The organism is Exiguobacterium sp. s128, from assembly GCF_018618815.1.
GTDB classification, from domain to species: Bacteria; Bacillota; Bacilli; order Exiguobacteriales; family Exiguobacteriaceae; genus Exiguobacterium_A; species Exiguobacterium_A antarcticum.
In genome coordinates, this window is sequence record NZ_JACSMT010000064.1 from 1 (window position 1) to 9,414 (window position 9,414).

Sequence of the window (9,414 nt, forward strand, 5' to 3'; positions counted from 1 at the left end):
GGCTACCGAAACCTCGAACGATTCTTTTTGAGATTGCACCTTGAGCTTGGTCGTTAAAATAGCAACCACGTGTTATGGTGATGAGCCATATATATGGAAAACGCATATTTATTATTCACCATTTGAGCATCGAAGTCTATTTTTAATACTCCGATTTGTTACACTATTAGACAGAGGTGATAAATCAGTGACTACTCATTTTACAAAAGAAGCGTTTGATACATTTCAGATTGATGGGCTGGAGAAGCGGATGGAGGCAATCCGGGAACGGATACAGCCTGTCTTTAAACAGATTGGACAAGAAGTTTTACCTGACTTGACGGTTCATCTTGCAGAAGACATCTATGTCCATATCGCACAACACGCCCGTCGGAAAGTGAATCCACCAAATGATACATGGATGGCATTCTCACCAAATAAACGTGGTTATAAGATGCTTCCCCATTTTCAAGTCGGCTTATTTGATGATCATCTTTTCATCTGGCTTGCCTATATCTATGAACTTCCGAACAAATCACAATATGCTACTAAATTGTTGCAACAACAAGACATCTTACATGCACTTCCGTCTGACTTCGTCATTTCTTATGATCATATGAAAAAAGACGCGCAACGAATCGATGAAACAAGTCTTGAACAAGGACTCGTCCGGTTTCGTGATGTGAAGAAAGCGGAATTCCTAGTGGGCCGTCATGTTCCCGCTGATCAAGTCAGTACGATGTCGCATGAGGAATTAGTAAATCTGATTCGAAATACCTATGAACAACTCATGCCGATTTATAAAAAGATTCAATAAAAAGGATGGCCTAAAAGGTCATCCTTTGTTCATTAGTTATATTTTACTAGAATTGACATGATTTGTGTACGCTCAGAATTTAAATTTAGATAAATGTTGACCTGTTTTGTTGAAACTGTCATCAGATTAAAGGCTTGATCAAGCTTTGCAGTAGGATATGCTTGTTTTACTTCCTTGACAGAAACCGTTCGACTGAGCACTTTAGGATTATAGACGATTGCTGAAACTTTTGCTTTACGATCGGGTACACCGAACGTTGAACAATAATGAATCGCTTTGTTAGGTGTGACTAATCCCTTACCACTTTGGCACCATGTCGAGTTTCTTTCACCTTTGTACGCAGTATGTACTTGCGCCAATGTCGTCTGTTCCAGTTTCACTTTATTATCGGTTGATGTTGCCTTTGAAGCACTCGTTTTGATCTGTTTCAACCAGTCGACATCTGTCGGTTTAGCCGCTTCTACGGATTTGTTATATGAAGGACCTGAGACAAGACTCATGGTAAGTGCAGCAGTTAAGATAAGACCTAAAAATTGTTTCATGATGTGCTCCCCCTTGAAATGCTTTGATAGATATCTCATTCCCCCATTTTCGAAATAATATTCATTTTAAATACATTTCTTTAAAAAATATTTTAAAAAAGTTGCTACCTGAATAGGTAACAACTTTTTTTGCATCATTTCTTATGCATTTTGAACTCTAAAAATAGTTCATTATAATGTGCCAACATTTCTTTCCCTAAGTTTTCATATACTTCAAGTGTATCGGTGACTTCTTTGTCCGGGTAAAACCGTTCATCTTCACGTACTTCACGATCAAGCAACTTCAAAGCAGCCGTGTTGGGCGTGGAATAGCCAACGTAGTCAGCATTTTTTGCAGCGTTTTTCGGGTCCAACATGAAATTGATGAACGCATGAGCACCTTCCACATTTTTAGCCGTTTTTGGAATGACAATGTTATCGAACCAGACGTTCGATCCTTCCTTTGGAATCATATAGTTCAAATTTTCATTTTCACTCATGATTTCATTGGCATCCCCGGACCAGACGACGCCTATTCCAGCTTCTTCATTCGCGAGCAGCAACTTGATTTCATCACCGACGATCGCTTTGACGTTCGGTGTCAACTCCATCAGGTTCGCTTTCGCCGCCTGGAGTTTGGTTTCGTCCGTCTCGTTTAACGAGTAGCCGAGGCTGTTCAGACTCATCCCCATCACTTCACGTGCTCCGTCTGCGAGGAGAATCTGATTTTTTAGCGCCGGATTCCACAGATCTTTCCAACTCGTCGGTTTCTTTCCGTCAATCAGCTTTTGATTGTAGACGATTCCGACCGTTCCCCAAAAATAAGGAATCGAATAGCGATTGCCTGGATCAAACGATAAATCTAAAAAACGGGAATCGATATTTTTTAAGTTCGGCACTTTTTCCTGATTGATCGGGATCACCAGATCTTCTTCGATCATCTTGGCAATCGCGTAATCGGAAGGGACGGCGATATCATACGTCGTTCCGCCCTGTTCAACTTTCGTCAACATCGCTTCGTTCGAATCAAACGTTTGGTAGACGACTTTGATGCCGGATTCCTTTTCGAACTGGTCAATTAATTCCGGATCGATGTAATCACCCCAGTTATAGATGTTCAAGACGTTTTTACCGGAGTACCCTTGCGTCGCATTGAGTCGATTTAAGGCAAACAAGATGATGCCGGATATCAGAAAAATCACTACGAACAATTGAATGAGTTTTTTCATCGCTTATTTCACCTCCGGTCGGGACAATTTCATGGCAGAACGTTGGTTCAGGAAGTAGTAGCCGATGACGAGTAAAAACGTAAACAGGAAAATGACTGTCGACAACGCATTGATTTTCATGGAAATCCCTTGACGTGCGAGCGAATAGATTTCAACGGATAACGTCGTAAACCCATTTCCGGTGACAAAGAATGTCACGGCGAAATCATCCAGTGAATACGTCAATGCTGTAAAAAATCCGGCAAATATCCCGGGTGTGATGTACGGCAGGATGACTTTCGTCAAGACATCGAGTCGGCTTGCGCCTAAGTCACGCGCTGCATCGACGAGTGTCGGACTCATCTCCTGGAGTTTCGGAAGAACAAGAATGACGACAATCGGGACTGAAAACGCGATGTGTGACAACAAGACCGACGTAAAGCCCAGTTGAATCCCAAGCATCGTAAAGAAGATCAAGAAGGACGCACCGATGATGACATCGGGACTGACGATCAAGATACTGTTGAGCGTCAACAGAGAGGTCTCGACCCGTTTTTTCCGAACCGCTTGAATCCCGATGGCTCCGAGGACACCGATGATCGTCGAAATCGCCGCAGACAGGAGCGCAATGACCAACGTATTTAAGACGATGATCAAGAGACGGGAATCCTGGAAAACTTCCTTGTACCAATCCCACGTGAAGGAATCAAAATTCGTCATGTTGTCGGCACTGTTGAACGAGTAGAAAGCCAGATAAAGAATCGGTGCGTACAAGATGATGAAGACACCAATCAAGTAAAGATTCGCTAATTTGAGTCGTTTCATCATGTCGTCGCTCCTTTCTTCCGTTTTGTACTCGTCAAAGCAAGAATGATTGCCATCGCAATAATCAGGAAGACGGCAATCGTTGCGCCCATGCCCCAGTTCTGCGTGACAAGAAACTGTTGTTCAATCGCTGTTCCAAGTGTAATCACCCGGTTACCGGCAATCAGACGCGTAATCATGAATAACGACAGCGCCGGAATGAAGACGAGTTGACAGCCTGATTTCACCCCATCAAGCGTCAATGGAAAGACGACACGGCGGAACGTCATGAAGTTGGACGCCCCGAGATCGCGCGCCGCAAAGACGAGGGACGGATTCAATTTTTCAATCGCATTAAAGATCGGTAAGATCATGAACGGTATGAAGATGTAGACGGAAACAAATACAAAACTGAAGTCCGTGAACAAAATCTGTTTCCGACCGATGCCGATGGCCTCAAGCGTCTGATTCGCCCATCCATAGGTACTGAATAGACCGATGAAGGCATACGCTTTTAACAGGAGGTTAATCCAAGTCGGTAAGATGATTAATAATAACCATAATTGCTTATGTTTCGTTTTTGTCAGTAGATAAGCCGTCGGATAACCGATGGCGAGCGAAAAGAAGGTAATCAAAAAGGCATACCAAAACGAACTTAACGTCATCGTCAGATAGGTCGAAGTAAAGAATTTTTGATAGTTGATGAGTGAAAAATGACCTTCGAGATCGAGAAACGAATAATAGACGACCAGGACGATCGGCGCGATGACGAACAACGCGATCCAAAAACTATACGGAATCAGATACCAGTTGCGTGTTTTTTGCATCACAGCACCCCGTCATATGACTCAAGTCGTTTATCGAATTCCTCTTCCGTCTCATTTAGACGCATGACATGAATCGCTTCCGGATCAAATGTCAGTCCAATCTGTTCGCCGACGATTGCTTTTTTCGTACTATGGACAAGCCACTCGTTTCCGACGTCATCCATACAGGCAATCTCGTAATGAACACCGCGGAACAGTTGTGAATCGACGGTGACACGTAATTTCCCTTGAGCGACGCTCGTAATCTCCAAGTCTTCCGGACGAATGACGATCTCAACCGGCTCATTCAATTCAAGACCTCGGTCGACACAATCAAATTCATTTTCCGCAAACGACACACGGTAGTCCGTCAACATCCGTCCCGGGATGATGTTCGATTCACCAATGAAGTCGGCGACGAAACGGTTGATCGGTTCATCGTAGATGTCCGTCGGTGTACCAGACTGTTGAATCAGACCATGATTGAGGACAAAAATTTCATCCGACATTGCAAGCGCTTCTTCTTGATCGTGCGTGACGAAGATGAACGTGATGCCAAGACGTCGTTGCAAATCGCGTAGTTCATACTGCATCTCCGTCCGAAGCTTCAAATCAAGGGCTGATAACGGTTCATCGAGCAGGATCACTTCCGGCTCGTTGACGATTGCCCGGGCAATTGCCACGCGCTGACGTTGTCCACCTGACATTTCCGTGATTTCACGGTTCTCATACCCGGACAAGTTAACGAACTTCAAGGCGTCGAGGACCCGCATCTTGACCTCTGCTTCCTTCATCTTTTTGATCCGTAAGCCAAACGCGATGTTTTCAAAAACATTGAGATGCGGAAACAAGGCATAATCCTGAAAGACAGTATTGACTTGTCGTTTGTTCGCCGGGACGTCATTGATTCGTTTACCGTTAAACAGAATATCGCCTTCTGTCGCCTCGGTAAATCCGGCAATCAGTCGTAAGACGGTCGTTTTCCCGCAACCGGATGGTCCGAGCAACGTATAGAATTTCCCACGTTCGATTTCAAAACTGACCCGATCAAGGACGGTCTGATCGTCAAAACGTTTTGTCACATCTGTAAATTGGATGATGGTGTTATCTGCCAAGTCCTGTTCCTCCTTATAAATACGAATCAGTTGCTGTGACGAGTACCTTCGTATCCGTCTCCGACTCATTTCGTAATTGATGAATTTCAGAAGCTTTATAATAAAATGTCTCTCCTTGCGTCGCAACAAAGGATTCGTGTCCCAGTCGTAACGTGACGCGTCCTTCGAGAACGAAAACAAACGTTTCTGATCCCGACGGTTCATAGGCTTTAAATGTGCCTCCTGGTGCCAAATGCAACAAGACCGGTTCCATTTCCTTCTCATTCGATTCTGGAATCAGCCAGGTCACATGGTACCCCTGCTCCGAATCCGCATAACTTGTGACATCGTTTTGCGTATAAACGACTTTCTGATTTAACGTATCCTCATCAAAAAAATCTTTTGCCGAGATGCCGAGTACTTCTAAGAGGCTAAACAACGTCTCGATTGAAGGGGAACTGATCTCCCGTTCAATTTGCGAGATGTATCCTTTACTCAAATCCGTTCTCTCTCCAAGTTCTTCTTGCGTCAAGCCTTTTTGAAGACGTAGATTCTTGATTTTATTGCCGATCGTCCGCAATCCACGTCCTCCTTTCTCTTACTCAGTTTAGTATAAGATGACTTAAAGTTTACTAATCACGTACCGATTATAGCGTATCCCGTCAGTTAATCAACTAAAATGTTTTAATTTTCAAAGGTTCATTTGACAGCGATAACGCTTACACCTACAATTAATATCAGGTACTAAAATAAGGAGGAGACAGCATGAAGATTGCATGGATTACAGACAGTACGACCATTTTACCGGACTCGATTTCTGCACGAGATGACTTGACCGTCGTCCCGCTTCTCGTCATGAAGGACGGTGAAAGTTTTATCGATGGCGTCGACGTCCAAGCGGAAACAGTGTATGAATGGATCGACGACAAGCATAAGGTCACGACAAGCCAACCTTCGATCGGAACGTTCACCGAACACTACGAACGTTTAAAAGAACACTATGATATCGGTTTTGCGATCCATTTATCGAGCGAACTGAGTGGAACGTATAATGCCTCCATCCAAGGAGCTGAGATTGCCGGATTCCGGTTGATTGCGATCGATTCCCGTTGCGGCATCTACCCGGCAGGTCAACTGTTGGCAGAAGCGATGGAGCTTGCAGCAACCGGCATTCCGGTTGAAGAGATCGAGCAGCATATCCTTGAACGTCGCCTCGATCACCATATCGAATTCACTGTTGCTAATCTGGATCAACTGCAGGCGGGCGGACGGATTTCCTCAACGAAGGCGTTTGTCGGCAACTTACTTCAGCTTCGTCCCTTGTTCCATTTTGAAGATGGAAAAATCGTTCCGTATCAAACGGTCCGGACGTTCAAAAAAGCACATGCGAAACTGTATGATCACCTCGTCGAAATGCTTGAAAGTGGCACCGTCACCGATGTCTCCTTATTCCACGCAGCGGCTTACGACTTAGCACTTGAATGGAAAACGAGTCTCGAAAAACGGTTTGATGTGACGATTCGGATTGATAATTTGACGCCTGTCCTCGGTTCCCATACCGGAAACCCGGCCATCGGGATGTCGTTTTTGAATCCGACGCACCGGCAATGATGTCTAAAGAGTGACTAATCCGGGTAAACCTCCTTTAGAGATTAAAGGAGGTTTTTGATTTGAAAAACAAATGGATTTGGCTCAACTGGCTTGGTTTTGTCTTTACGATTGCTGTCAATGCGTTAGACGGTGGAAAAACAGGTCGTATCTCGGATACGATTTCAACCTTGTTCAAACCCGCAGGTTACGCCTTTTCGATTTGGGGATTGATTTACGCTGTTTTACTCGTCTGGTTAATCATGCAGACGATTCCGAAGTTCAAGGAACATGAGATCGCGAAAAAAATCGGACCCTGGTTCTTGATCAGCTGTCTCTTTAATGCAGGGTGGATTGTATCGTTCTCCTTCAAACTATTTCCATTGTCCGTCGTCGTCATCGTCGGTCTGTTACTTTCGTTGATCGTCATCTACTCGAAGGTTGATCGCGAAACAAAAGCGTTACGTTTTAAATTACCATTTTCGCTATATCTTGGTTGGGTGTCGGTTGCGACGATTGCAAACATCTTCTTGACGCTCGATACCGAAAACATCAACTCGTTGCTTGGCATCGGTGACGCCGGTTGGACGATGATCATGTTGGGTGTAGGTGTCATCGTCGCGTTATTGTTCATGTTCGCCAACCGCGATCCGATTTATCCGCTCGTCTTCGTCTGGGCCTATATCGCAATCAATTTCCAATCCGATAACGGTCTTGTCGATACGGTCGTCTTGGGCAGTGTCGTCGTCCTGCTTGCCGGATATGTCTTCCTGCTCGTCCGGATGCGCCGTCAAGTCCACGTGAGCAAGTAACGTTATTTTCCGTTCCGTTCGTCGTATACTAGTATCAAAGGAGTGAATGTCATGCACATCACATTTACAGAAGCTGCTCTTGGTCGCATCGACCAATTACGCGGTGACACAGTAGGTCAATTGCATCTTTATTACGATACTGAGGGCTGTGGTTGCGGGAACTCCGGTATCTTCAGCATACGTCTCGTATCAGCAGCAACAAGCGAAGATATGACGATCGACTCAAATGTTGGTCCCGTCCTCGTCAAACGATGGTCCAGTCATTTTCTCGATCAAGAGATGACGCTTGACTACAATGCGGAGAAAAAATCATTGATTCTAAAAAGTGACGGTCAATATTTTAATACGAACGTCCTTGTCACGGATCAAACGGGTTGCCAATTGACAGTCAATCGATAACCCTATACAAAAAAGGCAGCCTCCCTTGTGGAAGCTGCCTTTGTATTGTGATGGACAGACAGATAGTGTGTTGAGTAGAAGGCGGAGTCGTCTATCTAAATGTACTGCGATTCTGTCTGCATCTTGCACAAGTCGAACAAATCCCTGCCCGGAATCTGTTCATGAAGCGATTGCGTCCCCCATGATCGCATGCATATTCCTTGCATGCTTATCTAGTATACGTAAAAAAGAGCGTACTGGATTTAAGCGATGTGTTCTCAAACGACATCCAGCACCGTTCGTTCGATCGTCTGCTGATCCAGATCCTTGACGTTGACCGGGCGGCTATAATAATACCCTTGGCCATAATCACAACCCAGCCGTTTCAAGAACTCGTGTTGTTCCAGCGTTTCGACACCTTCCGCGACCACTTCAATCCCAAGACTTTTCGCAAGCTGGATGATCATCTCCGTGATTGCTGTTCCTCGTTCGTCATGCGGCACTTCATCGATAAACGATTTGTCGATCTTCAAGATATCGATCGGCAGGTGCTTGAGGTGGGTCAGTGACGACAGACCAGTGCCAAAATCGTCCAGTGCAATCGTCAGACTTAACTGTTTCAACTCTCCGAGCATCAACAAGGCGCGGTCGAGGTTCTCCATGACGGAGGTTTCCGTGATCTCGAGCTGCAACTGAAGTTCTCCCCCATTCTTTAACGAATGATGAACGATCTCCTTAATCATCAAGTTGTGCGATTCGGACCGAAAATGCATCGCTGAGAGATTGACTGACACTTGACGGATGAAATGATTTTCTTCACGCCATAGTTCCATCTGATTCACGGTTTCTTGCAGGACCCATTGTGTCAGACGGTGAATGAGACTGTATTTTTCAGCAAGTGGAATGAACTCAGCAGGTGAAATGAACCCGAATTTCGGATGATTCCAACGAATCAGGACTTCCGCCTGTTCGACCTTTCCTGTCGCAAGAGCGATTTTCGGTTGATAGACCAGATTAAACTCCTTGAAATCCGTCATCGCCCGACGTAACGAACCGACGATTTGCTGTTCCCGGCGATCGGAATGGCGGGTTTCATCATAGATGACGAAGCGGTCCCGTCCTTCATTTTTCCCGGCACGTAACGCACTTTCCATCTGACCAATCCGCATCTCTAACGTATCGTTTACATTTGGAACGATGATACCAATCGTCGCTGTCAGATGAATTTCTTGACCTTCTAGTACAATCGGTTGTCGAATCGCTTCAAGCACCTGCGTGAATGCTTCTTCTAACTGATCCGGAGGAATGTTTTTAATCAGGACGGTTTGTCAAATTAAGTGCAACACTTCTTCCGTGAAGACCTCGTATGCAGTTTTCCAGTTGAGACATTTTCGCGGTCTCCCATTGA

Annotated in this window: 11 protein-coding genes; 4 read left to right on the plus strand and 7 right to left on the minus strand. The window is 45.0% G+C overall.

Translation table 11 applies throughout. The features are described from left to right. The first annotated feature begins 187 nt into the window (after positions 1–187). The gene (locus KNQ13_RS14975) at positions 188–796 is read left to right on the plus strand and encodes a YktB family protein (protein WP_209548505.1); all 609 of its coding nucleotides are present in this window, start codon (positions 188–190) and stop codon (positions 794–796) included. 32 nt (positions 797–828) lie between these two features. Here KNQ13_RS14975 and KNQ13_RS14980 read toward each other — a convergent pair whose 3' ends face one another. The 6 genes from KNQ13_RS14980 to KNQ13_RS15005 all read right to left on the minus strand — a co-directional run bounded on the left by KNQ13_RS14980 (position 829) and on the right by KNQ13_RS15005 (position 5,809). Next, on the minus strand, positions 829–1,338 hold the full coding sequence (locus KNQ13_RS14980; RefSeq protein ID WP_209548506.1) for a hypothetical protein: 510 nt from the start codon (positions 1,336–1,338) through the stop codon (positions 829–831). Positions 1,339–1,472: 134 nt separating this feature from the next. After that, entirely contained in the window at positions 1,473–2,546 is a 1,074-nt protein-coding gene (locus KNQ13_RS14985; protein ID WP_209548507.1) for an ABC transporter substrate-binding protein, read from the minus strand. A gap of 3 nt (positions 2,547–2,549) precedes the next feature. Further along, on the minus strand, positions 2,550–3,353 hold the full coding sequence (locus tag KNQ13_RS14990) for an ABC transporter permease (RefSeq protein WP_131502282.1): 804 nt from the start codon (positions 3,351–3,353) through the stop codon (positions 2,550–2,552). Beyond that, positions 3,350–4,156 (minus strand): ABC transporter permease, encoded by an 807-nt coding sequence (locus KNQ13_RS14995; RefSeq protein ID WP_014971286.1) that lies wholly within the window; start codon positions 4,154–4,156, stop codon positions 3,350–3,352. Before KNQ13_RS14995 ends, KNQ13_RS14990 begins: the two co-directional genes overlap by 4 nt. Next, positions 4,156–5,250: an ABC transporter ATP-binding protein gene (locus tag KNQ13_RS15000; RefSeq protein ID WP_209548508.1), complete on the minus strand. Its 1,095-nt coding sequence runs from the start codon at positions 5,248–5,250 to the stop codon at positions 4,156–4,158. The genes KNQ13_RS14995 and KNQ13_RS15000 overlap by 1 nt, the downstream gene beginning before the upstream one ends. 13 nt (positions 5,251–5,263) lie before the next feature. Then, positions 5,264–5,809, minus strand: coding sequence for a helix-turn-helix domain-containing protein (locus KNQ13_RS15005; RefSeq protein ID WP_209548509.1), 546 nt, complete (start codon positions 5,807–5,809; stop codon positions 5,264–5,266). Positions 5,810–5,994: 185 nt separating this feature from the next. Here KNQ13_RS15005 and KNQ13_RS15010 point away from each other — a divergent pair, with 185 nt between their 5' ends. The 3 genes from KNQ13_RS15010 to KNQ13_RS15020 are packed head-to-tail and all read left to right on the plus strand — an operon-like array spanning position 5,995 to position 8,027. Then, complete coding sequence (locus KNQ13_RS15010; RefSeq protein ID WP_209548510.1) at positions 5,995–6,840, plus strand: DegV family protein; 846 nt, start codon at positions 5,995–5,997, stop codon at positions 6,838–6,840. 59 nt (positions 6,841–6,899) lie between these two features. After that, on the plus strand, positions 6,900–7,628 hold the full coding sequence (locus KNQ13_RS15015) for a TspO/MBR family protein (RefSeq protein ID WP_209548511.1): 729 nt from the start codon (positions 6,900–6,902) through the stop codon (positions 7,626–7,628). A 51-nt stretch (positions 7,629–7,679) separates the two neighbouring features. Beyond that, positions 7,680–8,027, plus strand: coding sequence for an iron-sulfur cluster biosynthesis family protein (locus KNQ13_RS15020; protein WP_071500763.1), 348 nt, complete (start codon positions 7,680–7,682; stop codon positions 8,025–8,027). 257 nt (positions 8,028–8,284) lie between these two features. Here the strand turns inward: KNQ13_RS15020 and KNQ13_RS15025 are convergent, their stop codons facing one another. Continuing rightward, positions 8,285–9,277 (minus strand): putative bifunctional diguanylate cyclase/phosphodiesterase, encoded by a 993-nt coding sequence (locus tag KNQ13_RS15025; RefSeq protein ID WP_261974186.1) that lies wholly within the window; start codon positions 9,275–9,277, stop codon positions 8,285–8,287. Positions 9,278–9,414 lie beyond the last annotated feature (137 nt).